The organism is Streptomyces sp. NPDC093064 (genome assembly GCF_044754605.1).
Taxonomy (GTDB): Bacteria; Actinomycetota; Actinomycetes; order Streptomycetales; family Streptomycetaceae; genus Streptomyces.
The window spans coordinates 1-21,082 of the sequence record NZ_JBIVPK010000060.1; the positions used below are offsets into that span (position 1 = coordinate 1).

22 protein-coding genes and 1 pseudogene are annotated in these 21,082 nt (G+C 68.1%); 13 read left to right on the plus strand and 10 right to left on the minus strand.

The genetic code is table 11. From position 1 onward, the window contains the following. Nucleotides 1-255: 255 nt before the first annotated feature. Nucleotides 256-1,446: an NAD(P)/FAD-dependent oxidoreductase gene (locus tag ACIQFZ_RS37795; protein WP_402693366.1), complete on the plus strand. Its 1,191-nt coding sequence runs from the start codon at nt 256-258 to the stop codon at nt 1,444-1,446. Nucleotides 1,447-1,456: 10 nt separating this feature from the next. Then, nucleotides 1,457-2,395 carry a sigma-70 family RNA polymerase sigma factor gene (locus ACIQFZ_RS37800; RefSeq protein ID WP_383060401.1) on the plus strand — a complete coding sequence of 313 codons (939 nt, stop codon included), beginning with the start codon at nt 1,457-1,459 and terminating at the stop codon, nt 2,393-2,395. A 142-nt stretch (nt 2,396-2,537) separates the two neighbouring features. Here the strand turns inward: ACIQFZ_RS37800 and ACIQFZ_RS37805 are convergent, their stop codons facing one another. Continuing rightward, nucleotides 2,538-2,987 (minus strand): hypothetical protein, encoded by a 450-nt coding sequence (locus ACIQFZ_RS37805; RefSeq protein ID WP_402693367.1) that lies wholly within the window; start codon nt 2,985-2,987, stop codon nt 2,538-2,540. 389 nt (nt 2,988-3,376) lie between these two features. Between ACIQFZ_RS37805 and ACIQFZ_RS37810 the strand changes: the two genes are divergently transcribed. Then, on the plus strand, nt 3,377-4,024 hold the full coding sequence (locus ACIQFZ_RS37810) for a TetR/AcrR family transcriptional regulator C-terminal domain-containing protein (protein ID WP_365430743.1): 648 nt from the start codon (nt 3,377-3,379) through the stop codon (nt 4,022-4,024). 581 nt (nt 4,025-4,605) lie between these two features. Here the strand turns inward: ACIQFZ_RS37810 and ACIQFZ_RS37815 are convergent. Next, entirely contained in the window at nt 4,606-6,237 is a 1,632-nt protein-coding gene (locus tag ACIQFZ_RS37815) for an ABC transporter substrate-binding protein (RefSeq protein ID WP_365779392.1), read from the minus strand. Between the two features lie 234 nt (nt 6,238-6,471). After that, a complete protein-coding gene (locus ACIQFZ_RS37820) occupies nt 6,472-6,660 on the minus strand; it encodes a hypothetical protein (RefSeq protein ID WP_365428397.1) in 189 nt (62 codons plus the stop codon). A gap of 164 nt (nt 6,661-6,824) precedes the next feature. Here ACIQFZ_RS37820 and ACIQFZ_RS37825 point away from each other — a divergent pair, with 164 nt between their 5' ends. Next, entirely contained in the window at nt 6,825-7,286 is a 462-nt protein-coding gene (locus ACIQFZ_RS37825; RefSeq protein ID WP_402693368.1) for a pyridoxamine 5'-phosphate oxidase family protein, read from the plus strand. Between the two features lie 349 nt (nt 7,287-7,635). On the opposite strand, the gene ACIQFZ_RS37830 is transcribed toward ACIQFZ_RS37825, so the two are convergent. Genes ACIQFZ_RS37830 through ACIQFZ_RS37840 form a run of 3 tightly spaced genes read right to left on the minus strand, consistent with a single transcriptional unit; the run spans nt 7,636 to nt 9,794 of the window. After that, nucleotides 7,636-8,019, minus strand: coding sequence for a VOC family protein (locus ACIQFZ_RS37830; protein WP_402693369.1), 384 nt, complete (start codon nt 8,017-8,019; stop codon nt 7,636-7,638). A 60-nt stretch (nt 8,020-8,079) separates the two neighbouring features. After that, on the minus strand, nt 8,080-8,712 hold the full coding sequence (locus tag ACIQFZ_RS37835) for an MBL fold metallo-hydrolase (RefSeq protein ID WP_365428389.1): 633 nt from the start codon (nt 8,710-8,712) through the stop codon (nt 8,080-8,082). Beyond that, complete coding sequence (locus tag ACIQFZ_RS37840) at nt 8,709-9,794, minus strand: S-(hydroxymethyl)mycothiol dehydrogenase (protein WP_365428386.1); 1,086 nt, start codon at nt 9,792-9,794, stop codon at nt 8,709-8,711. Before ACIQFZ_RS37840 ends, ACIQFZ_RS37835 begins: the two co-directional genes overlap by 4 nt. A gap of 22 nt (nt 9,795-9,816) precedes the next feature. On the opposite strand from ACIQFZ_RS37840, the gene ACIQFZ_RS37845 reads away from it, so the two are divergent. After that, nucleotides 9,817-11,214, plus strand: a complete 1,398-nt coding sequence (locus ACIQFZ_RS37845) for a LuxR C-terminal-related transcriptional regulator (protein WP_402693370.1) — start codon at nt 9,817-9,819, stop codon at nt 11,212-11,214. Between the two features lie 132 nt (nt 11,215-11,346). Continuing rightward, nucleotides 11,347-12,246 carry an oxygenase MpaB family protein gene (locus tag ACIQFZ_RS37850; protein WP_383061104.1) on the plus strand — a complete coding sequence of 300 codons (900 nt, stop codon included), beginning with the start codon at nt 11,347-11,349 and terminating at the stop codon, nt 12,244-12,246. Nucleotides 12,247-12,291: 45 nt separating this feature from the next. On the opposite strand, the gene ACIQFZ_RS37855 is transcribed toward ACIQFZ_RS37850, so the two are convergent. Together ACIQFZ_RS37855 and ACIQFZ_RS37860 are read right to left on the minus strand one after the other, a co-directional pair. Further along, nucleotides 12,292-12,591: a hypothetical protein gene (locus ACIQFZ_RS37855; RefSeq protein WP_383061132.1), complete on the minus strand. Its 300-nt coding sequence runs from the start codon at nt 12,589-12,591 to the stop codon at nt 12,292-12,294. Next, entirely contained in the window at nt 12,588-13,787 is a 1,200-nt protein-coding gene (locus ACIQFZ_RS37860; RefSeq protein ID WP_402693371.1) for a Cmx/CmrA family chloramphenicol efflux MFS transporter, read from the minus strand. Before ACIQFZ_RS37860 ends, ACIQFZ_RS37855 begins: the two co-directional genes overlap by 4 nt. Before the next feature lie 828 nt (nt 13,788-14,615). Here ACIQFZ_RS37860 and ACIQFZ_RS37865 point away from each other — a divergent pair. The 5 genes from ACIQFZ_RS37865 (at nt 14,616) to ACIQFZ_RS37885 (ending at nt 18,394) form a co-directional block, all read left to right on the plus strand. Continuing rightward, the gene (locus ACIQFZ_RS37865) at nt 14,616-14,831 is read left to right on the plus strand and encodes a hypothetical protein (RefSeq protein ID WP_365428376.1); all 216 of its coding nucleotides are present in this window, start codon (nt 14,616-14,618) and stop codon (nt 14,829-14,831) included. A gap of 149 nt (nt 14,832-14,980) precedes the next feature. Continuing rightward, nucleotides 14,981-15,490 carry a hypothetical protein gene (locus ACIQFZ_RS37870; RefSeq protein WP_383061107.1) on the plus strand — a complete coding sequence of 170 codons (510 nt, stop codon included), beginning with the start codon at nt 14,981-14,983 and terminating at the stop codon, nt 15,488-15,490. A 136-nt stretch (nt 15,491-15,626) separates the two neighbouring features. Further along, a complete protein-coding gene (locus tag ACIQFZ_RS37875; RefSeq protein WP_402693372.1) occupies nt 15,627-16,832 on the plus strand; it encodes an NAD(P)/FAD-dependent oxidoreductase in 1,206 nt (401 codons plus the stop codon). Continuing rightward, entirely contained in the window at nt 16,829-17,749 is a 921-nt protein-coding gene (locus ACIQFZ_RS37880) for an RNA polymerase sigma-70 factor (protein ID WP_402693373.1), read from the plus strand. Before ACIQFZ_RS37875 ends, ACIQFZ_RS37880 begins: the two co-directional genes overlap by 4 nt. Before the next feature lie 90 nt (nt 17,750-17,839). Continuing rightward, nucleotides 17,840-18,394, plus strand: a complete 555-nt coding sequence (locus ACIQFZ_RS37885) for a hypothetical protein (protein WP_402693374.1) — start codon at nt 17,840-17,842, stop codon at nt 18,392-18,394. Between the two features lie 109 nt (nt 18,395-18,503). Here ACIQFZ_RS37885 and ACIQFZ_RS37890 read toward each other — a convergent pair whose 3' ends face one another. Next, nucleotides 18,504-19,949, minus strand: a complete 1,446-nt coding sequence (locus tag ACIQFZ_RS37890) for a Gfo/Idh/MocA family oxidoreductase (protein WP_365437152.1) — start codon at nt 19,947-19,949, stop codon at nt 18,504-18,506. 316 nt (nt 19,950-20,265) lie between these two features. On the opposite strand from ACIQFZ_RS37890, the gene ACIQFZ_RS37895 reads away from it, so the two are divergent. After that, nucleotides 20,266-20,694, plus strand: coding sequence for a VOC family protein (locus tag ACIQFZ_RS37895; protein WP_402693375.1), 429 nt, complete (start codon nt 20,266-20,268; stop codon nt 20,692-20,694). Between the two features lie 30 nt (nt 20,695-20,724). Here ACIQFZ_RS37895 and ACIQFZ_RS37900 read toward each other — a convergent pair. Beyond that, nucleotides 20,725-20,828: pseudogene (locus ACIQFZ_RS37900) on the minus strand (IS5/IS1182 family transposase); the annotation flags it as partial. 30 nt (nt 20,829-20,858) lie between these two features. On the opposite strand from ACIQFZ_RS37900, the gene ACIQFZ_RS37905 reads away from it, so the two are divergent. Next, nucleotides 20,859-21,038: a hypothetical protein gene (locus ACIQFZ_RS37905; protein ID WP_383061110.1), complete on the plus strand. Its 180-nt coding sequence runs from the start codon at nt 20,859-20,861 to the stop codon at nt 21,036-21,038. The last annotated feature ends 44 nt before the right edge of the window (nt 21,039-21,082 follow it).

Genomic DNA, 21,082 nt, shown 5'->3' on the forward strand with positions numbered 1-21,082 from the left:
AACACCCGCGCGGAACCGAAGACGAACTTCGCGCCCGACTCACCGATCCGATCATGGACCGATTACCCGGCCAAGGCTGCGTGACGAGCCACTAGTCGGCCATCGCCCCGTTTCGACTGCCCAAGACAGGCCAAGGCGCCTGTCGGAGGCTCGGCCGCTCGTCTTAGTTCGGTGACCCGCGTCACACCCGGCTCCTGTCAGCAATCGGGGCGCCGTCTCGTTCAAGGGGCACGCGAACGAGACAGGAGCAACGCCATGAAGCACCGCATCGTCGTACTCGGCGCCGGATACGCCGGGGCCTTCGCCGCCGGAAATCTGGCCCGTCGGCTCTCCCCCGCCGACACCGTGATCACCGTCGTCAACGCCGTGCCCGACTTCGTTGAGCGGATGCGGCTCCACCAGCTCGCGATCGGCCAGGACCTCGCGTTCCGCACGCTCGCCGACGTATTCGCGGGTACCGAGGTGCGGCTGCGCCTTGCGCGCGTCACCGGCGTCGACCCCGAGCGCAGGGCTGTCGCCGTGACCGGCGAGGACGGCGACGGCGAGCTCGCGTACGACACGCTTCTCTACGCGCTCGGCAGCTCCGTGACTCCCCATGGCGTCCCCGGCGTGGCCGAGTACGCCTTCGATGTGACCGGCCGGTCCTCGGCGCTGCGTCTGCGCGAGCGCCTGGCCGGCCTGGACGAGGGCGGCACCGTGCTGATCGTCGGTGAGGGGTTGACCGGCATCGAGACCGCCACCGAGTTCGCCGAGTCCCGGCCCGACCTCTCCGTCGCGCTCGCCGCCCGCGGCGAGCTGGGCGCCTGGCTCTCCCCGAAGGCCCGCCGTCACCTGCGCCAGTCCTTCGACCGGCTCGGCATCACCGTCCACGAGCGCACCGGCATCGAAGCCGTCGAGCCGACTCGGGCGATCGCCGCCGACGGTACGTCCATCCCGGCCGACGTGACTGTGTGGTCGGCCGGGTTCGCCGTGCATCCCATCGCGGCCGCCAGCGGTCTGGAGGTCGCCGAGACCGGCCAGATCGTCGTCGACCGCACCATGCGCTCGGTCTCGCACCCGGACGTCTACGCCGCCGGTGACTGCGCCTATGCGATCGGCGAGAACGGCCGGCCGCTGCCGATGTCCTGCGCCTCGGCCGGCTTCACCAACATGCAGGCGACCGCCGCGATCATCGCGCGCCTGACGGGCAGCAAGGTCCCCACCACCGGGCTGAAGTACCTCGGCAACCACATCAGCCTCGGGCGGCGGGACGCGATCTTCCAGATGGTGGACGGGGATGCGCGGTCGAAGTCCTGGTATCTGGGTGGCCGGACCGCCGCGCGGCTCAAGTCGGGCGTGCTCAAGGGGGCCGGGTGGAGCATCGCCCACCCGACCTTCGGCATGCCGAAGCGCAAGCGTCGTCTGGCCACCGCGCCTGACCTGGTCGGTGTGAGGGTCGCCGCATAGGTTGTTCCGCATGGACAGTGCAGCCATCGATCGGTTCGAGGCCAGCCGGGGCCGGCTGGCCTCGCTCGCGTACCGTCTGCTCGGCTCGGCGGCCGACGCCGAGGACGCCGTGCAGGACGCGTTCCTGCGCTGGCAGGCCGCGGACCGGGAACGTATCGAGGTGCCGGAGGCGTGGCTGACCAAGGTCGTCACCAATCTCTGCCTCGACCGGCTCCGCTCAGCGCAGGCGCGCCATGAGCGCACCGTCGGAGACTGGCTGCCCGAGCCGCTCCTTGAGGGCGACCCGATGCTCGGCCCTGCCGATACCTTCGAGCAGCGCGAATCGGTGTCCTTGGCCGTACTGACCCTCATGGAGCGCCTCTCGCCGGTCGAGCGGGCCGCTTACGTCCTGCGCGAGGCCTTCTCGTATCCCCACGCCGAGATCGCCGGGATCCTCGACATCACCGAGTCCGCGAGCCAGCAGCATGTTCACCGGGCCCGACGCCGGGTCGTCGCCGAGCGTCGCGGCGGCGACGAGGTGGACCCCGTGTCCGCGCGGCGGGTCGTCGAGGAGTTCCTCGCCGCCGCCATATCAGGGCGCACCGAACGGCTGGTGGCGCTGCTCACCGACGACGTGACGGCGGTCTCGGACGGCGCCGGACTGGCCAGGCGGCTGCTGCGGTACAAGACGCGCGAGCGCGTCGCCTCCTACGTGCGGGCCGGCTTCAAGCCCACGCCGGCGAAGCGGCGGCTGGCCGGCGGCTCCCCCGCGTTCCACACGGCACTGGTCAACGGCTCCCCGGCCGTCCTCGCCGTGGTTGACGACCGGGTCGTCGGCGCCGTGGCGTTCGAAGTCAGCGACGGCAAGGTCGCGTCCCTGCGCGGCATCGCCGCCGCGGACCGGCTCGCGCGCCTCAACGAGGCCTGGCGGCAGCACGAACCCGACACACCGATCATCAACGCATGGTGACCAGAGCTGCTCCCACGCCTGGCCGTGACGAGGGCGCCGCGGTGCTGCGACCCCGCACTGTTCCGGGGCGGGGCTGTGGCCAGGGTCGGTGTCGGGATAGTTGCCGCCCGCCGATCACGTGCATAGTGCGCCGGGGCCGGGGTCATACCATTCGCTGTCGTTTCCACAGCAGTGCGACCGCCAGGAGGCCTGCCAGGCAGGGAGCCATTCCGACCCAGCCCAGCGTCGGCGGCAGACCGGTGTCACCGGAGGTGTCCTTGGCGAGCAGCATGGTCAGCCCGACACTCGCGCCGAGCACGAACATCACGGTCGCGGCGGGGCGGGCCCACCGCTTGCCCGCCCTGACTGCCCATATCGTCCAGAGCCAGGCGAGGACGCCGAGCGCTCCGATGACGGACAGCAGGACCAGGTAGGTGGTGACGGCCGAGTCGATGCGCGTGGGGGCGTACGTGGGATAGCCGGCCCGGATGTGATCGGCCAGAAGATGGGTGGTGGCACGGTCGACGTACGGGACGATCGTCGCGATGACGGTGAGCCCAAGGCCCGTGAACATCGCTCCGATGACCAATCGCTCACGCCGTGTCTTCGTCATCAGAGTGCTTTCCTTTCGACTCGCGCGGTGAGGGAGACTCGGATGGCTGGTCCGCACCGGTGACCTCGCTCATGCCTTCTCCTTGAGTTCAGATGGCGCCGACGGCGCCACACCACCGGAGGCGGTTCCGCTGCACTTCTTCGCCGATGCCGATCGGCCCCGGACCGGCGATCCCAAGCGTCAGCCGCAGCGTTGTCCAGCAGCGGCGCGAGCGTGGCGAGGGTCGTGAGCGCCGGCTCGACGTACGTCGCGGCAGGGCGCCCGGCGTGGATCGACGGTGGGCGGCCGATGGTCGCGGTCATGACTACCCCCTCCCAAAACCTACGTCGTAGGTTTCGTCCTGCAAGGTACTTTCTACGGCGTAGGTTTTGCAAACGGAGGGAGTGGACGTGGCCAGACGCACACGGGGCACCTCAGCAGGGCTCGACCGCGAGCGCATCGCTGCCGCCGCTGTCGCGCTCGTCGACCGCGACGGCCTGGAGCGTTTCGGGGTCCGGCGACTCGCGGAGGAACTTGGGGTCGACCCGATGTCGATCTACCACCACATCAAGGGCAAGGCGGCGCTGCTGGACGCGGTCTCCGAGGCAGTGCTCGCTGAGATGGCGGTCGACGCTGACGACGCACCGCACGGCTGGAAGGAGATCGCCCGCCACACGGCGCAGAGCTACCGGGACATGGCCTACCGGCACCCCCGCGTGTTCCCGCTGCTGGCCACACGCGCCCAGACCTCGTCGGTGGCCCTCACCGCCCTGGAGCGCCTGGTCACCGCGATGCGTGAGGCCGGGCTGCCGGACCAGGTGGTCGCGGACGCGCTCATGGTGCTGTTCGGCTTTCTCAACGGACACCTGCTGGCACGCACCAGCGGCGGACCCGACGGGCCCAGCCCCGTGCCCGCGTTCGACGCCGAGGCACACCCGACAATGGCCGCCCTCGCACCTCTTTTGGCCGACTTCGGGTCCGTTGCGGAGTTCGACCGGATGCTCGACACCGTGCTCGACGGGATCCAGGACCGGGCCGCTCAACAGGCGAGCCGATGAGCACGCATCGAGGTTCGGGCTGTCGGCAGGACGCACAGCAGCCCCGCCAGTCCGCTACGAGGCGACCGTCCTCGTAGCGGCCATCGACGAGCGGCTATGGCCCTGCCCTTGCCGAATACCTCATCCATACAGGTGGGAACGGGTTTGGGTATCGGCCAGTGGTTGCCCGAGTCGGCGCTCTCGCGCGGTCGGTGGTGGTCGCGAATCATGGAGCGGTGTGTGCAGACCTGCCGGCGAGGGCTGCTGGAGCGCATCTTGATCTGGATCGCCGGCATCTTCTGCATGCACTACGCGAGTTCGAGACGTTCTACAACGAGCACAGGCCGCACCAAGGCCTTGCGAACGCCCGCCCCCTCCCCCTGCTGCCCGCTCCGATCGAGGACCCGGACCGGATCGCCCGCCTGGAGATACGACGACGAGCACGGCTTGGGGGCACCATCCACGAGTACCAACATGCGGCATGACCAACACGGATGAGGTATTCGGCAAGCGCAGGACGGTACGTGCGGAAAGGGCCCCCAGCCGCTGCCGCTCCCCGGGGTGCGGTAGCCCGCACCCCGGGGCGAACGGGCTGTTTGTGGTTACTTCTTGACCTGAACGCCAGTCAGGACCGGGTCACCGTGCTGGTCGTACTGGACTCCGGTGACCTTCGTCGAGTAGCCGGCGTTGACCTTGTTGTACCAGAGCGGGATGGTCGGCATGTAGTTGACCAGGTTCTTCTCGAGCTCCTGGTACTTCTTCTCCGACTCCTCCAGGGAGCTGGCGGTGTCGGCAGCGGCGATCTCCTTGTCGATCGTCGGGTTGGAGAAGCCACCCTGGTTGCCGTCCGAGTGGGTGCCGAACAGGTCACGCAGGAAGTTGGCGTTGAACGGGTAGTCCAGCACCCAGCCCGAGCGGTACAGCGACTTGACTTCCTTGTTGTCGCGCGCGTTCAGGTCGGCCTGGAAGTCGGCCTTGGAGTCGCCCACGCACTTCACACCGGTGGCGTTGGTGATGGAGTTGCAGACCGCCTCCACCCATTCCTTGTGGCCGCCGTCGGCGTTGTACTGGATGGAGATGGCGTTGCCCGGAACGCCACCGCCCTCCTTGATGAGCTCCTTGGCCTTGGCCGGGTCGTACTTGGTGACGTCTCCGGCGGCGTTCGGCTGGTAGCCGAGGACACCCTTGGCGACCCAGCCGGTGGCGGGCTCACGCGTGCCCTGGAGCACGGTCTTGGTGATGGTGTCGCGGTCGATCGCCATCGACAGGCCCTGGATGACCTTGGGGTCGATGCCCTTCCACTGCTTGGTGTAGTAGGCCACGGCGAGGGTCTGCATTGCCGAGTAGGCCTGGTCCACCGCGCGGTCGCCGAGGTCCTGCTTGTAGATCGGCAGGTCCTTAGGCGCGACCTGACGGAGCACGTCGACGTTGCCGGACTTCAGGTCCTCGTAGGCGGTCTCGAGGTTGCTGTAGTTCTTGAAGATCACACCGCCGTTCTTGGCGGCGTTGGGGCCCTTGTAGTCGTCGTACTTGGCAACTTCGATCTGCTTCTTGTGCTGCCAGCTGACGAACTTGTACGGGCCGTTGCCGATCGGGTGCTCGCCCGCGGCCTGCGGGTCCGCGTAGAAGGACTCCGGCAGCGGGTCGAAGACCGAGTAGCCGAGCTTGTACACGTAGTACGGAATCGGCTTGCTCAGCGTGATCGTGAAGGTGGTGTCGTCGACGACCTTCAGACCGGACATCTTGTCGGCCTTGGGCTTGCCCTTGGCCGGCGAGACGTCGTCGTAGCCCTGGATGTCGGAGAACCAGAAGCTGTTGGTCTGCTTGTTCGCCGGGTTCGCCGCCCAGTTCCAGGCATTGACGTAGGACGCCGCGGTCACCGGGCTGCCGTCGTGGAACTTCCAGTCGGGCTTCAGCTTGACCGTGAAGGTCTTGTTGTCTGTGGAGTCGATCGACTGGGCATTGACGTAGATCGTCTTGCCGCTCTGGTCGTAGTCGACGAGCCCGGAGAAGACCGACTTGATGACAATGCTGCCGTTGGACTCCATGGTGTTCGCCGGCTGCAGCGGGTTCTGCGGCTCACCGACTTCGATGGAGAACTTACCGCTCGGGTCGATCGCGGCCTTTTCGCCACGGCCCTTGTCGTCGCCACCGCCACCGCCGCCACAGGCCGTCGCGCCCAACGCCACAACCGCGGCCATCGCAACCCACTTGGCGCTCTTGGCACCACGCATGGGGCTCCTCCTCATGAATCCATTGGTTCACCGCATGGAGGGGCACAAGACGCATCACCGTTACCGGTGCCTGAGATCGTCAGGTGGTCCCTCGTTGGTACGAGCTCTACGCGCCTAACTATCTCCATCCGAACGGGAACGAACCACACCTTCAAGGTCTCGATTCGAGTTCTTCGTCGTGGGCATGCCGGGCACCGGGCCTGTTATGACCCCTCTACGGTGCTTTGCGGTGCGTCAATCGACGTCGTTCACTGTCGGACCACGCGCGAAGCGGCCCGTGGTGAACGCCTGGATCACCATCTTCTCGTCGTTCTCGCAGAGTTGCTGTTCGGTGTGGGAGAGCTTGACTTCCTCCCCCGCCCAGGTCTTGTCCGGTCGATCATGTGGCAGCCGCCTGGCGACGCAGCCACCAGGCGCGATCACGAGCCAGCCATTACCGGAGACAAGTGTGACTGAGCGCTTCCGCCGGCCACCCTGAGCACCGAAGTTGGTCGCCCCGAGCCAAAAGCTGAGGGGTTCATCGGTCGCTGGGAGTAGGTCCTGCGCCTCAGGTGCGCTTCGCGCCTGCTTGGCTAGGGTCGGTCCTCATGGAGACCACGGAAATCGTTCGTCGCCAGACGGCGGAGCGTACGCGCGACGCTCTGGAGCGGCTCGTTACCGAGCGGGATGTATGGGTGTCGACGGCTCACCCTGATCACGGGCCGCACCAGGTGCCGCTGTGGTTCTTGTGGGATGGGCGAGCAGTGTGGATGTGCACCAGCGCCACATCCGTGACCGCGCGAAACGTCCGCAAAGAGCCGCGCGTGCGCCTGTCGCTACCGGACACCTTCGACGTGGTGCTCCTCCAGGGTGAGGCGGAGTGCTTCCCGGACCAGGAGGTGCCCGGAGAGGCAGCGGAGGCGTTCGCCGACAGGTTCGGGTGGGATCCACGCGTGGAAGAGGGTTCCTTTCTGTATGTACGCGTGGTCCCGAGGACTGTGCGCGCTTGGCGCGGCGAGCCGGAACTACGCGGGAGAGTCATCATGCGCGACGGGATGTGGCTGGAATAACGGCCGTCCCTCGCCGACGCGCCTCCCTCGGATCACGATCTACCGCTGGAGTACTGGATGCGGATCAGTCACATGATCGGCCGGACAAGTCCCAGCCGGTAGCAACGCCAGATTCCCCACCCTTAGGGGTGGGGAATCTGCTCCTCAGTGGAGGGGCGTCCAGTGCTCGAGAGCGTCGTCCAGACTCGGTACTCCAGGGTCTCCCGCACCAGGCAGCCCCACACAACGCCGGGAACATGAGAGCCCATCAGGTCTGATAGGCGGCTATCGACGGGTAGCGGAGCTCGGACACCACTGGTCCGTCCATCGTCGACCAGTGGCCGACACCGGCCAGGACGGCGCGTGAGCGTCAGGGATTCCTGGCGGCTCGATCGGACTCACTGCGCAGAACGCAGAATTCGTTGCCTTCGGGATCAGCAAGGATCGCCCAGCCTGAACCATCGGGATTCCGGTGATCGGCGACAAAGGTGGCACCGAGGCCCAGCAACCGGTCCACCTCCTGATCGCGTGAGGTCTCAGGGCGCAAACACAGATGGATCCGGTTCTTGATCGTCTTGGCCTCGGGCACCTGGTTGAAGTACAGCACTGGCCCCGCCGCCAGCAGCACCTGAATCTCCCGGTCACCCGGTCTGTCCTCCGGATGCAGCGGACGGCCAGTCACACTGCTCCAGAACCGAGCCAGCTCGTAGGCATCCGCACAGTCAATCGCCACGTTCTGCAATACCGAGACCATGCGCGCGAGCTTTCCTGATCTCCACGCCGAACGCCAGCGAGTAGCGCCTGGGGCGAAGGCTCAGTGGCCGCGGCGGATCCATTCATCCAGGTGGGGTGCTTCGTTCTGGATGGTCGTGGTGTCTCCGTGTCCGGTGTGGACGAGGGTGTTCTCGGCCAGCGGGAACAGTAGGTCGCGGATGGACGTGATGATCGTCGGGAAGTCCGAGAACGATCGGCCTGTCGCTCCTGGTCCACCGGCGAACAGGGTGTCGCCGGAGAACAGAGCGTGGGCCTCGGGCAGGTGGAGGCAGACCGAGCCGGGCGAGTGTCCGGGGGTGTGGATCACTTCCAGGGTCGTCCCCGCCACGGCGATCCGTTCGCCGTCGACCATCTCCTTGAACGTTCGGCTCGGGTGGGTCATCTCCCACAGTTGCCGGTCTGCCGGGTGCAGCAGGACCGGGGCGTCAAGGCGGTCACCAAGTTGGGGCGCGACCGAGATGTGGTCGTTGTGTCCGTGGGTACACACGATCGCTGCTACGCGGCGGTTGCCCACCGCTTCCACGATTGGGGCATCGTCGTGGGCCGCGTCCACAACGACGACGTCGTGGTCGTCGCCGATGAGCCAGACGTTGTTGTCGACGTTCCACGTGCCCCCGTCGAGTGCGAAGACCCCGCTGGTGACAACGCGTTCAATACGCAGGGCGCCGCTCACCAGACCACCACCGAGCGCAGCACGCTACCGGTGTGCATGGTGTGAAAGGCTTCCTCGACCGCGTCGAGGCCGATGCGTTCGGTGACAAATTTGTCCAGCGGCAGCCGGCCTTGCTGGTACAGGTCGACGAGCATGGGGAAGTCTCGTTCGGGCAGACAGTCGCCGTACCAGGACGACTTGAGGCTGCCGCCGCGGGAGAAGAAGTCGAGAAGCGGCATGTCCAGGCGCATGTCCGGGGTGGGGACGCCGACGAGGACGACGGTCCCTGCGAGGTCGCGTGCGTAGAACGCCTGCTTCCACGTTTCGGGACGGCCCACGGCGTCGATGACGACGTCGGCGCCGAAGCCGCCGGTCAGTTCCGTGACTGCGGCGACGATGTCCTGGTCGGTGGCGTTGACCGTGTGGGTCGCGCCGAGCTCTCGGGCCCATGTGAGCTTCTGATCGTCTCGATCGACAGCGATGATCTTCGAGGCGCCGGCCAGCCGGGCCCCGACGACCGCGGCGTCGCCCACGCCGCCGCAGCCGATCACCGCCACCGAGTCGCCCCGGCTCACGGCTCCGGTGTTGACCGCCGCCCCGAGTCCGGCCATGACACCGCACCCCAGAAGGCCGACGACCGCGGGGTCTGCGGAGGGGTCCACCTTGGTGCACTGCCCTGCGTGGACGAGGGTCTTGTCGGCGAATGCGCCGATGCCCAGGGCGGGGTTGAGTTCCGTGCCATCGAGCAGGGTCATCTTCTGGGCGGCGTTGAACGTGTCGAAGCAGTACTGCGAACGGCCGCGCCTGCAGGCGCGGCACTGCCCGCACACCGCCCGCCAGTTCAGGACGACGAAGTCGCCGGGTTTGATGGAGTCGACGCCTGCTCCGACGCTCTCGACGGTGCCGGCCGCCTCGTGGCCGAGCAGGAAGGGATAGTCGTCGCTGATCCCCCCGTCACGGTAGGTGAGGTCGGTATGGCAGACCCCGCACGCCGCCACGGCAACGACGACCTCGCCCGGACCCGGGTCCGGGATCACGATGTCGGTGAGCTCGACGGGAGCTCCCTTCGAACGGGCGATCACGCCGCGGACCTGCTGAGGCATCGGAACTGTTCCTTCGTCGTTCGTGGATACAAGCGCATGCAATCCGGTGCATGCCTCAGCGAACCTAACCCTGTGGCGATCATCGGCAGCCTGGCCTTGTGGACAGGAAATCCTCGACCTTCGAACAGTGGGTGGAGAGTGTAGGGTCGACGGAATGCCAGATCCGCAGGCCTCAACCGATGCTCTTCTCACTCTGCGGGAAGTCATCGACGGCCCGTTGCACGACATCGCTCCCCGTTTCTCCCGGCTCCTGTCCCACCGGTGGCCGCACGCAGCGCTCGTGATCTTCACTCGCGAGTGCACGGGACGTCCACGTAAGGTCGCCGGAGCCGCCGACCTGATCCACAAGGTCACCATCGATGAGCTCGAAGACCTCAAGCGGGTCGTCGAGCCCGGCCGGGCGCTGAGCACCACTGCCGGAATCGGTGGTGCTCAGCGCTCGGTGTGGACGGTGCGGGACCGGGGAGACACGCTGCTCCTGCTCGTTCCGCAGGGTTCTCTGAGGCCGGTCCCGTATCCCGCCGAGCTGTCAGCGGTCTTCGGCATCGTGGCAACATCGATCCGGCAGCAGGTCGCCCAGGCCAGTCCCGACTACCTGGCAGAGTCCCGTGCCGCGTCCAGCGAACGGGCGCGCACCATCACGGAGATGGTGGCTGCACACGAAACCTCGCTCGTGGCCGTTCTGTCCACGCTGCGCTCGTCCGGACTCGATGACGCCAGGGCGCGACTGGCTGCCACCGATACGGCGTCCGCCGCGTTGATCGCATTGCGTTCCATGCAGAAGTCCGACCAGGAGTTGTCCCAGGAGACTGCCCATGCGGCCTTCGCGACGCTGCGCAAGGACCTCCGGCAGATGCTGCGCCATCACGAGGCGCACATCGAGTTCGTGGCCCCGCCGAAGGACGGACGCCCGCTGCCGGGCGAGATCGCCTACGCGGCGCGGGCGATGACGCGCGCCACCGTGCTGGCCTTCGTCGCCCAGCCTGACCTGACTCGCCTGCGCATCGCCTGGAGCTGCCCGGGCGCCTCGCTGGTGGTCGACGTACGTGACCAGGAGTCCGGGAAACTCGACGTGCCGGCCCTGCAGCGGCAACTCGAGGGCCGCGCACAGACGTTGGGTGCCGCGGTCACTCTGGACGCGGTCCCGGGATGGGGCAGCCACGCGACAATCGGTCTTCCTCTCGAGCCTCCCGCCAATCGGAGCGATGAGACGCGTCTGGCAGCCCTCAACCGCCGCGAGCGCGAGGTGCTCCACCTGGTCGCCCAGGGCAGACGCAACAAGGCGATCGCGGCCGAGCTCGGCATCACGGAGAGCACCGTCAAGTTCCACGTCGCAGGCCTGCTACGAAAACTGGACGTGACCTCGCGCGGAGAGGCAGCCGCGCTCGCCGCCGGCACCGACCTGAGTGCACCGCGTTAGACCGGGCCGGACGCCGCACGGCCCCCGGCCGACGCGCAACCGCGGCGAGTGCGGCCACCCCCGGGCCGTCGTCGCGTCGACCGGAGAGAATGGTGATGCTGTGACGGTTTGCATCGGATCGCGGAGGCATTTGTGGGGCTGAGGACCCGGATCGCCGAGGAGCTCAAGGCGACCGTGCATGGTGGGGACCTCAAACTGGAGCGGTACGAGGGTCCGGCCGGTGATCCCGGGCTGCTCGGGATCGTCCCGGGCGATCCTGCCTGGCAGGTGCACGGGCATCCGACCGGCATGCTCATCGGCGGGTTCGCGGCGCTGATGCTCCAGTCACTGCACCCTCTGGCCATGGCCGGGGTCGACCAGCACTCGGATTTCCGGTCCGACCCGGTCGGCCGGCTCATCGGCACCGCGCGGTTCGTCACCACGACGACCTTCGGCTCCGCGTCGGCCGCGCACGAGGCGATCGCCCTGGTGCGTCGGATTCACACCCGGGTGCGCGGCACCGCCCCGGACGGCCGGTCCTACCGCGCGGACGACCCCGAACTGCTGACCTGGGTGCACATCGCGGAGGTGCGCTGCTTCCTGGCGGGTTACCAGACGTACGCGCCGCAGCGGTTGCGGCTGACGCCTGCCGAGTGCGACGCGTACTACCGCCAGGTCGCCCCGGTCGCCGAGATGCTGGGCGCGGAGAAGGTGCCGTGCAACGCTCAGGAGGTCGAGCGCTACCTGGACCGCATACGTCCCCAACTCCGTGCCACCCAAGCCGCGTCGGACTCCGTACGGTTTCTCCGGGGCTTCGGCCGGACCGGACGTGAGCGGCTGGTCGTGCGTCTGTTGATGAATGCCGCGGTCGGGCTCCTTCCGGACTGGGGGCGGGCCGAACTCGGCATCCGTCGTCCGGCGGCGGTCCGCTCCTGCTGGGACCGGCCGGTGGCGACGGTGGTCGGCCGCACGATCGAATGGGCACGCGGTCCTTCCGAGATCCAAGCCGCCGCGCAGCGCCGCTTGGCCTCGGTGCCGCCGGTGGATGCCTGACGGATGACGCGGCGGTTGTATGCCGCTGTGCCGAATCGAACTTCTTCATGGTTCGTTGCCTGGCAGATGCGCGGCGCCGCCCCCCAGGTCGTCCAGCGCGGACCAGACAGCCGCTGCCGGATCCCTGGCGGTGCCGGAGAGCGTCTGCCAGGCTCGCATCACCGAACGGGACAGATCCAACCGGGCGTTGTCGGTCCAGAGGAGGTCGTCGGCGCCGATGATCGCCAGGTCGTACCCGGTGGCCGTCGGGACGTTGACGGCCAGCGTCTCACCCGCGCGCGGCACACCGACGATCGGACGGCTGCGGCAGCGCTCCACGAGCCTTCGGCGTCCCTCGACGGTCAAGGGAGCGTTCGCATGCGTCCCTGGAACACCTCGGCGCTTCGGCCTGCCGCGAGGGCAGCGCGGAGGGGGAACGCGATGAGTAGTGCGATCGCGACGAGTAGGCCGCTTGCCCACAGCGGCCCGAGGTTCCCGACCGCGGTACTGAGGGTCATCGCGGCGATGAGGGGGCCGACGGCGCCGCCGACATTGAGTGCCGCAGTGGCATACGAGCCGGCCATGGTGGGGGCTCCCGCGGCCTCATACAGGACCCGCGTGATCAGCGTGCTGCCCAACGCGAACGACAGCGCGCCCTGCACGAACGCGAGGGCGAACAAGGCGACCGGCTCGTTGGCCAGCACCGCCAGGGCCGGCCAGCCGATGAGCAGCAGCGGGCCACCGACTGCGATGACCAGACCGGGGCGCTGGTCGGACAGCCGGCCGGCGGCGGTGACACCGATGAAGGAACCGGCGCCGAAGAGCACCAGAACGACCGGGATCCACAACTCCCCCAGCCCGGCGGTGTCGGTCACGACGGGGGCGAGGAACGTGAAGCCGGCGAAGGTTGCGGCGTTCACCAGCGCGCCCAGCACCATCACCAGGATCAACCGCGGCCTTGTGAGCTGGACGAACTCTGCTCGCAAGGCCGGCCTGCCAGTCGTCTCTTCCTTCGCACGTCCCGCTGGGATCCCTTTCAGGATGCCGAGAGCTGCAGGCAGGCAGAGAGCGGCGACAGCCCAGAATGTGGCCCGCCAGCCGAGCAACGTGCCGAGTACCGAGCCACCAGGGACACCAGCGATCGTGGCCACCGTCGTGCCTGACAGCAGCACGGCCAGCGCACGTCCCTTCTTGTCGGGCGAGACCAGCGTGGCGGCAGCCGTCAGGGCGACGGCAAGGAACCCGGCGTTCGCGAGCGCGGCGACGAGCCGGGTAGCGAACAGGACCGCGAAGCTCGTGGTGATGGCGCCCACGGCGTGAGCTGCCGCGAAAGCGAGGACGAACCCGAGAAGGCTGGAGCGCCTGGGCCAGTTGCGGGCAAGCGCGGCCACCAGAGGGGCGCCGACGATCATGCCGATCGCAAAGGCCGAGGTGAGCACGCCTGCGGTCCCGACTGTGACGTCGAGATCCGAGGCAATGGCCGGCAAGAGGCCGGCGAGCATGAACTCCGAGGTGCCCATGGCGAAGACCGCCAAGGCAAGCAGATACAGCGGGAGAGGCATCGAGTGGCTCCGAGGTGAGGAGAAGCACGAGAAGGTCATCTCGTCACCGCGGCCAGCCCCGAGGGACTCGTCCCACCGCAGGATGCGGCGCGACGACAGGACTACGAACTCAGTGGTCCAGGGGGCTGACGGCGTGACCGAAAGCCCCCACCTTGTCTGACTCAGGACTCGACATGGCCCGCACGCTACCCGACCGATGCCCATCGAGACACCTCGGTTTCACCGGCATCGGCCCGTGTCATCAACGTCATGTCCCGCAACACCCAGGCCTTGGTATCCGTCTGCTCCAGCCACACCTCCAGTGCGTCCCAGGCGCGCACGGCGCGTGCACGGCCCAGGGACGGGCTCTTGGTGCGGTCCGGCACGTTCTGCCCTGTGGTGACGGCCCGCGCTCCCCCTTTCCCGGCTCGGCCCGGGACCTCAGGGGAGGCGCAACCGGGCGCTGGTCCCCTCCTCCGGCGCACTCCAAGACCTGCCATGCCCTCACCCTGCACACCGACGCCACCAGCCGCGCCACCGGCTGGAGCCTCCAGCGCAGCCCCTTACGGCTCCCCGTGGCCGAGATGGACGGTCGAGCCGGCCGCCGACGCCAAGCCGATCCTCCTGTCCACCCGGCCCCAGGGCGGGAGGCCGACGACCTACTCCCCCGCAACCTCGATCTTGCCGCCACCCTCGGTGACACAGCCGGTTGACCATGGGCGACGTCGGAGGCCAGATCTTCCTCACCATCCACGTCGCCCCCAAGACGGTGGCCCGATACTGCGCGCGGGTACCTCGACTGATCCACGCCGCGATGCGTCCCGCACGGCCCAGCCGCAGGATGGTGGCATGGTTGCTCGTGTGATCGTGAACCCGCCCGGAGAGGGCGGCGGCCGGCAGGTGCGAACCGACGGGACCACCCTCGGAACGGCGTACAGCCTGCACGACCTGTCAGTCTTCATGGCGCGGGCCGGCCTGGAAGGCCTGGACGAACTGGACGTGGCGATGTCGCCCCTGGTGGAGTGGCACGGCGGCGGGCCCGAGGTGTGGCCGGCGACGGATTGACACGGGAGCGGCCCTTCCCTTGCGGAAACGGACCTGAGACTTCTCGTGGCCGTGGCCTTGCGGTGCCGCTCGGTCGTCGACCTCGATCCTCGATCCTCGATCCTCGATCGGGAACGACTCGTCGCCGGAGAAGTGCTACGTTCCCGCGCATGAAGATCCGAAGGTGGGCCGGCCGCGGCATGTCCGTGCTGGCCGTGGGTGGGGCACTGGTTCTGATGACGGCGTGCAGCGGGGAGGCGGCCAAGCCGAGCACGACCAGGGAAGCGAAGCCGGATGCGGCGGCGGCCCCGACGGTGAAACCCGGCGCGGCGACAGCCCCGATGGCGAAGCCGGAGGCGATGAGGGCAACGAAATCTGCCGCGCTTGATTACACGAGCTTCACTGCGGGGGAGACGTTCGCCGGTGGTTGTGTCACTGACCACCAATGCCAGGCGACTCTCATCTCGCTTCAGCCGCTTGCGGCTACCGTGGCGCAGCAACTGCACGACGAAGCGGGGTCGGATCCGTACTACGCGGATCTCCGCGACATGGCCGACAGGGTGTCCGAGGGTGTGCAGGAGACGGATCCGGCGGACCTGGCCGCGATGGATGCCCTCCTGAAGGACGTCGTGAAGCTGAAGGAACGGCTGGACCAGGAGATGAACCTCGAGCACTTCTAGCCCCGGACGCCTTCGGCCACCTTGCGGCGAGCCCTCGATACGAACTGTGTCGCGCATCACATCCGGTCCATGTCACGTCCAGGCCGCCTGCTCCCATCTGGTGGGCGTCAGCAAGCGAGCCGAGAAGGACGGAACGATGAGTGCACGGCAGGAGACCGGCATGGCAACCGCGTATCGCGTGGTGATCCTGGGGGCGGGGTACGCGGGCATGGCCGCGGCCGTCCAGCTCTCGGCCCGGGTGAAGCGGCGCGGGGGTGTGGAGGTGACGGTGGTGAACGCGCAGGAGCGGTTCACCGAGCGCATGCGGCTGCACATGACGGCGACTGGGCAGCGGGTCGCCGAGCTGAGCATCCCTCAGCTGCTGGACGGTACGGGCGCGCGGTTTGTACGGGGCTGGGTGACGGCGGTGGACGCGGACGCGAAGACCGTGCGGATCGACGACGACCGGGTGCTGCCCTACGACACGTTGGTGTACGGGTTGGGCAGTGTGGCCGACACCTCTGCGGTGCCAGGGGTCGAGGACCACACGTACACCCTGAGCAGCGCCCAGGATGCCGAGTTGCTGGCCGACCGGCTGGGGCGGCTCGGCAGCGGCACGGTGGTGGTCGTCGGCAGCGGGCTGACCGGCATCGAGTCGGCCGCGGAAATCGCCGAGCGGCACCCGGAGTTGAACGTCGTACTGCTGGGCCGGACCGAGCCCGGTGCGGCCATGAACCCGAAGGCCAAGGCGTACGTGCACGCCGCACTCGAACGGCTTGGCGTCCGGGTGCGCACCGGGGTCGAGGTGGTGAAGGCGCTGCCCGACGCGGTCGAGCTGGCGGGCGGGGAGAGCATCGCCGCCGACGCGGTCCTGTGGACGAGCGGTACGCGGGTGTCGCCGCTGGCGGCCGCCGGCGGGCTGGCCGTCGACGAGCGCGGACGCATCATCACCGACGCCACACTGCGATCGATGTCCCACCCCGAGGTGTACGCGATCGGCGACGCGGCCGCCATCCGCCAGGGCTACGGCGTCATGCACGGCACCTGCCAGGGCGGGATGCCGACCGGGGTGCACGCCGCGCTGTCGATCGACCGGGCGCTCAGGGGCAAGCAGCCCACGCCGTTCCGCTTCGGCTATTACCACACGCCGGTGAGCCTGGGACGCGGTGACGCCGTGGTGCAGTTCACCCGCCCCGATGACAGCCCGCGCCGGTCCTGCCTGACGGGCCGCATGGCGGTCCGGTACAAGGAGACGGTGACCGCCTCGCCCTGGCCGACCTACGGCCGCATGAAGAAGATGCCCGCCTCGGGCGCGTTCTGGCCCCGCGGGGGCCGCTTCACCCGGATCCGGGAGGCCCGGTGACCACCCCGTCCACCCACCCCGACCAGCAGGTCTTCCACGAGCACCGCAAGCTGCTGTTCTCCGTGGCCTACCGCCTCCTCGGCAGCGCGGCCGACGCCGAGGACACGGTCCAGGACGCCTGGATCAAATGGTCTGCCGCGGACCGCTCGCAGATGGCCGATCCCAAGGCGTACCTGACGCGGATCGTGTCGAACCTGGCGCTGGACCGGCTGCGTTCCACCCGGCACAAGCGGGAGACCTACGTGGGGCCGTGGCTGCCGGAGCCCATCCTCACCGGCGGAGACGCCGCCGAGGTCGTCACGCACGCCGAGTCGGTGTCGATGGCCATGCTGGTGGTGCTGGAGACGCTCAGCCCGCTGGAACGCGCGGTGTTCGTATTGAAGGAGGTCTTCGACTTCAGCCACGCCGAGATCGCCGAGGTGGTGGAGCGTTCCGAAGCCGCGGTGCGTCAGGCCGCGCATCGGGCCCGCGAGCACGTGCGGGCCCGGCGGCCCCGCTTCGCCGCCGACCGGTCGCGGCAGCGCGAGGCCACCGAGCGGTTCTTCTCCGCCGCGACCGGCGGGGACGTCAACGCCCTGATGGAACTGCTCTCGCCGGACGTCACCCTGTGGACCGACGGCGGCGGCAAGGTCCGTCAGGCCCTGCACCCGGTGATGGGCGCAGCCACGGTGGCCGCCTGGTTCGCGGCCATTGGCACCGTCACCTACCAGGGCGTCGAGCCTGCCGACATGAAAGCCGAACTCGTCGAGATCAACGGCGGGCCGGGCATCGTGTTCAGCGGCCTGGGACGCGTGATCGCCACCGTCACCTTCGACTTCAACGCCGACGGCCGCATCACCGCCATCCACAACGTGGCCAACCCGGACAAACTCCGAGCCGTCGCCGGCGGCACCACTTACGACATCGGCATGCGGTGACCTCGAAGTAGCGGCATGCCACGGACCTGGAGGAGCGTCAATACCTGGGGAGTCAGCGGGATGTCGGCGCCGTGCGCTTGGATGACGGTCATGAACGACCTGGACGGCCCGAGCGGCACGGCTGACTCCGCCCGCATGTGGATCACCGCGGTTCCCGCGTTCGACCCGGACGACGTGGGCGTGCTCCTCGCCGTCGATACCCAATCCCAGGATCCTGGTGAGCGCATGGTCTGCGTGCTGCTGAACCGGGGACATGAAGGCGAGGCGGGGGTCTTCTACTTGCTGCCGTCCGACCTTTCGGCCCGTTATGAACGCATGGGCGACCGGCTCGCGGTCAGCGTCACGGCTTTCCGGAAGGTGCTCGTTGACGACCTGGCCCAGTTCTCTGACTCCTTGCTCGAGCACCTCGCCGGCCTGGCTCGCGATCCCGCGGACGACGACCGGGTCCTGCTGCTGCGTCGAGAGATCGTCACCGACTTCGTCCCTGTTGAACAGGACGGCGAGAAGCAGCCGGTGCTCGTCCTCGATCACATGGCAGGCCCGGCTGCTCTCACGGAGCTTTTCTCCCGGTTCGCGCAGGGCGATGCCAGCATCGGGGTGCTCCACGCCGACCGAGGGACTGACGCTGTCGAGGCGGGCCCGTAGCCCGACGAGCTCGGCCGCCTTGCGTGCTCAGAGGGCTTGAGGTGGCCGTCGCAGGCCCGGTGCGCCACTTCGCGCCGGGCCTGCGGCCGGTCTCACCTCGCTGAGAGCGTCACGCCTCCGGCTTCTGCGAGTCCACGCCCGAGCGTGCCTTCTCCCACAGGCCCCGGGTGAAATCGGGGATCGGCTGGGGCGCGCCGTTCGCCTTGATCGACGCATGGCTGAGCGGCACCGGCGATGTCCAGGTCGCCGCGTCGTACACATCGAAGTCGGGCACCAGGCCGAGCCGCATGCACTGCATCAGGCGGAACACCATGATGTAGTCCATACCGCCGTGCCCGCCAGGCGGGTTGGAGTGCTCCTTCCAGAGCCAGTGATCCCAGTCGGAGTACTTCGAGAAGTCACCCCAGCTGTCGTTGGTGTGGTCCGGCTCTATATAGATGCGCGCGGGGTAGTCCTCGAAGACACCCTTCGTGCCGCCGAGGCTGTTGATCCGCGAGTAGGGGTGTGGCGTGGAGACATCGTGCTCCAGCCGGATCACGCGCCCCTTCGCCGTCTGGACGAGGCTGATCGTGCGGTCGCTCTCGATGTACGTCTCCTTCCAGCTCGGGTCGCCGTGCGGCATCTTGGCCTCGCGGTACTCGGCGAGCCCCAACGAGGGCGTCCCGAAGCTGGAGATGTGGGTGACGCGGTCACCACGGTTGATGTCCATGTAGTTGGCGACCGGGCCGAACCCGTGATTCGGGTAGAGGTCGCCGCGCAGCCGTGTGTGCCACAGCCGCCGCCACGGCCCCTCGTAGTAGTTCGGATCGAACATCAGACCGCGCAGGTCGTGGATGTACGCGCCGGCGCCGTGCAGGAGCCGCCCGAACTTCCCGGCATGCGCCATGCGCAGCACCCGCATCTCATTACGGCCGTAGCAGCAGTTCTCCAACTGCATGCAGTGCCGTCGCGTGCGCTCGGACAGGTCGACGAGCTCCCACAGCTGATCGAGTTGGAGGGCGATCGGGCACTCCACACCGACGTGCTTTCCGTTCCGCATCGCCGTCTTCGCCATCTCGAAGTGCCAGTCCCACGGCGTCGCCACGTACACGAAGTCGATGTCGCCGCGCTTGCACAGGTTCTCGAAGTCGTCTTGGCCCTTCGTGTACGTCGCGGGCGCAGGCTGGCCCGCGTCCGACACCTTCTTCGCGGCTCTCGCGGTCTTCTCCTTGACCGGATCGCACAGAGCGACGACCTGGACGCCAGGCATCGCCAGAAACAGGTCGATCATGCCGCCGCCGCGATTGCCGAGCCCGATCATGCCGACCCGCACAGTTCCGCGTCGTTCGAACGGCACCCCGATCATCGTCTCGCCCTTACGGGCGGGTGCCGCGTCGGCGGCCTGGTCGGCGGCGGGAGAGGCCACAGTCCGGGAGTCGTCGGCGTGTGCCGTGCCACCGGTCAACGCGCCAAGGCCAAGGCCCGCTCCGGCGATGCCGACACCACGCAGCATCGCGCGCCGGGAGTAGCCATCGGCGGAGTCGTCAGGGACCGGTGTCGCGTTCTCGTCGTGCATCGGACCTCCGTCGCTGGATGGGTTCGCTGCAAGCGCTTGCTACCCTGCGGGAGGTACGACAGATACTCAAGAGGCACGACAGTTGGACTTTTTGACATCATCGCCTAAGGGTTGCCCCGTAACTGACCTTTGACGTGAGGGTGGTTGATCAGGGCTGGATCGTGGGGACAACCGGGTTACGCCGCCAAGTTCGCGTCACTCTCGTGGACTGTCCGGCTTGACCACTTGGTGTCCAAGGTGGCCCAGGGTGTGACGGGTTTTCGGGCGGATCCACCTGGAGATACGAGCGGCAGAATCCCGCTGGTATGGTGCGCCGATGTCAGCGATCAAGAAGTTCCAAGTCACCTTTGACTGCGCAGAACCTGAGCGTCTCGCTCGTTTCTGGTGCGAGGTGTTGGGGTACGTCGTACCGCCGCCACCGGAGGGGTTTGCCACTTGGGACGATTTCAAGCGTTCACAGCCACCTGAGCAGCGGGATTCATGGTTCGCCTGCACTGATCCCTCAGGCGTGGGCCCGCGACTGTACTTCCAGCGCGTCCCCGAAGGGAAGGCCGCCAAGAACCGGGTGCATCTTGATGTGCGGGTCGGCACCGGTCTCGTGGGTGAGGCGCGCCTCGCCGCACTTGAGGCCGAATGTGCACGGCTGGTCCCGCTCGGCGCGGTACACGTGCGAACGCTGTATGACGGCAATGATGCGTGCATCCCGATGCTGGACATCGAGGGCAACGAGTTCTGTATCGACTGAGCATTCTCCGAGCCGGAGAGGTGGGGGGCGCCCTTCGCTCCGCGTCGCAGTGACCAACTTGCCGAACTGCCGCGGGCTCAGCCCGGTGAACGGGGCTATCCAGGATGGCTCGACGCCGTGATCAGGCCAGGCAGCTCGACCTGTCGGGCCGTCAGGCTGCCAAGGTGGTCCGCTGCCGCATCGATTTCACGTACGCCCCGGCCATGGAGCCGGACGGTCCCGGCTTCCACCACAGTGTCCTGGCCGCCTTCCGCGAGCGCCTCGCTAGGGTGATGGCGCCGACCGCCTCCTCGACCTTGGGCCGGCTCCGGGCATCGCGCACAGTGTCATCCGGTTCGCGATGAACGTCATTCCGGACCCCAACAGGGAGGACACCGCCGACACCCTG

Coding starts and splice junctions, on each gene's coding strand:
- ACIQFZ_RS37830 (WP_402693369.1), bottom strand. CDS start 8,019: ATGGTCTCGGTATTGCAGAACGTGGCGATTGACTGTGCGGATGCCTAC.
- ACIQFZ_RS37860 (WP_402693371.1), bottom strand. CDS start 13,787: ATGCCTCTCCCGCTGTATCTGCTTGCCTTGGCGGTCTTCGCCATGGGC.
- ACIQFZ_RS37825 (WP_402693368.1), top strand. CDS start 6,825: ATGGAGACCACGGAAATCGTTCGTCGCCAGACGGCGGAGCGTACGCGC.
- ACIQFZ_RS37840 (WP_365428386.1), bottom strand. CDS start 9,794: ATGCCTCAGCAGGTCCGCGGCGTGATCGCCCGTTCGAAGGGAGCTCCC.
- ACIQFZ_RS37815 (WP_365779392.1), bottom strand. CDS start 6,237: ATGCGTGGTGCCAAGAGCGCCAAGTGGGTTGCGATGGCCGCGGTTGTG.
- ACIQFZ_RS37885 (WP_402693374.1), top strand. CDS start 17,840: ATGAACGACCTGGACGGCCCGAGCGGCACGGCTGACTCCGCCCGCATG.
- ACIQFZ_RS37890 (WP_365437152.1), bottom strand. CDS start 19,949: ATGCACGACGAGAACGCGACACCGGTCCCTGACGACTCCGCCGATGGC.
- ACIQFZ_RS37800 (WP_383060401.1), top strand. CDS start 1,457: ATGGACAGTGCAGCCATCGATCGGTTCGAGGCCAGCCGGGGCCGGCTG.
- ACIQFZ_RS37805 (WP_402693367.1), bottom strand. CDS start 2,987: ATGACGAAGACACGGCGTGAGCGATTGGTCATCGGAGCGATGTTCACG.
- ACIQFZ_RS37795 (WP_402693366.1), top strand. CDS start 256: ATGAAGCACCGCATCGTCGTACTCGGCGCCGGATACGCCGGGGCCTTC.
- ACIQFZ_RS37870 (WP_383061107.1), top strand. CDS start 14,981: ATGAAGATCCGAAGGTGGGCCGGCCGCGGCATGTCCGTGCTGGCCGTG.
- ACIQFZ_RS37895 (WP_402693375.1), top strand. CDS start 20,266: ATGTCAGCGATCAAGAAGTTCCAAGTCACCTTTGACTGCGCAGAACCT.
- ACIQFZ_RS37875 (WP_402693372.1), top strand. CDS start 15,627: ATGAGTGCACGGCAGGAGACCGGCATGGCAACCGCGTATCGCGTGGTG.
- ACIQFZ_RS37865 (WP_365428376.1), top strand. CDS start 14,616: ATGGTTGCTCGTGTGATCGTGAACCCGCCCGGAGAGGGCGGCGGCCGG.